The 1,239-nt window shown below is 79.5% G+C and carries 2 protein-coding genes; both read left to right on the plus strand.

Going from position 1 to position 1,239, the window contains the following annotated elements; translation table 11 throughout:
• Nucleotides 1–138: 138 nt before the first annotated feature.
• A complete protein-coding gene (locus M3673_RS18690) occupies nucleotides 139–696 on the plus strand; it encodes an RNA polymerase sigma factor (RefSeq protein WP_251535562.1) in 558 nt (185 codons plus the stop codon).
• The coding region (locus M3673_RS18695) for a hypothetical protein (protein WP_374108216.1) at nucleotides 693–1,239 on the plus strand (547 nt) is incomplete at its 3' end. The genes M3673_RS18690 and M3673_RS18695, both read left to right, overlap by 4 nt.

Consider the following 1,239-nt stretch of genomic DNA (forward strand, 5'->3'; position numbering starts at 1 on the left):
TCGCCGTCGTCGCGGCCAGCGCGAGCAGGGGCCGTCTCCGCGGCCGGCCCGACCGCGGGGGTGAGACCCCCCTCATCCTTTTAGGGGGTATCCCGGGCCAGGTGCAACCGCGGGGGCCCCGGCGGGCGAAGCACAGGCATGGAGGTCATCGGAGCGCTCGAGGAGGAGCCGGTCGGCGCGCGTCTCGCACGCCGCGAGGAGACCGCCCTCGAGGAGGTCTACTCCGCCTACGGCCCCAGCCTGCTGGCCTACCTGCGCCGCTTCGTCGGCGACGACGCCGAGGACGTCCTGCAGCGCACCCTCATGGACGTGTGGCGCCAGGCCGACCGCTACGAGCCCACCATGCGGCTCAGCTCGTGGCTCTTCACGATCGCCCACCGCCGCGCCGTCGACACCCTGCGCACCCGCCGCCACGACGTCGTGCCCGTCGAGGACGCCCGCGACCTCGTGGGCGAGGACGGCCGCGAGACCGCGGAGCGGTACGCCGAGGCCGCCGACGTGCACGCCGCGCTGGCGCGGCTGGGCGAGCGCGACCGCGAGGTGCTCGAGCTCGCCTACTTCGAGGGCCTCACCCAGCGCGAGATCGCCGACCACCTCGACCTGCCGCTGGGCACCGTCAAGGCCCGGGCCGTCCGCGCCGCGCGCCGCCTCGCCGACCTCGTGCGCACCGACGACCCGGACGGAGCCGACCGATGACCCCCCGCCGCCCCGACCTCCCCGGACGACCCGGCACCCCCGGCCCGCCTCCGGACGGGGAGGACCACCCCGACCTCCAGGCACTGCTGCGCGCGGAGCTCGACAACGCCCGCGTGCTCGCCGTCGGCGACCACCTGGCCGGCTGCCCGCAGTGCCGCGCCGAGCTGGCCGAGCAGGCCGTCGGCCACGCCCTGCTGACCCGGGCCGCCCGCACCCTCACCGCCCGGCCGGGCGCCGCCGGCGGTGCCGGTGGCGCCGGGCGCGCCGGCGCGGTCGGTGGACGAGCTGCCGGGGGCACCCCCGGCGCGGCCGGCCCCGCCGGCCGCCCACCCCGGGGCGGCAGGCCGGCCCCCCGGACGCCGGCGACCGCGGGTGGCACCGCCTCGATGCCCGAGCCACCCCCGCTCGTGGTGTCGTCGCGACCCCGCGGTCGTCGGCCCCTGCTCGCGCTGGCCGCGGCGGTCGCCGTCGTCGCGGCCGGCGTGGGGGCCGCCGGGGGCTGGGCCCTCGCCGGCTCCGGACCCGACGCCACCGGCTCCCTCC

The organism is Nocardioides sp. P86 (assembly GCF_023712465.1).
GTDB lineage: Bacteria > Actinomycetota > Actinomycetes > Propionibacteriales > Nocardioidaceae > Nocardioides > Nocardioides kribbensis.

Bases quoted from the DNA above. Each gene is read 5' to 3' on its own strand.
- M3673_RS18690 (WP_251535562.1), top strand. From the start codon at position 139: ATGGAGGTCATCGGAGCGCTCGAGGAGGAGCCGGTCGGCGCGCGTCTC.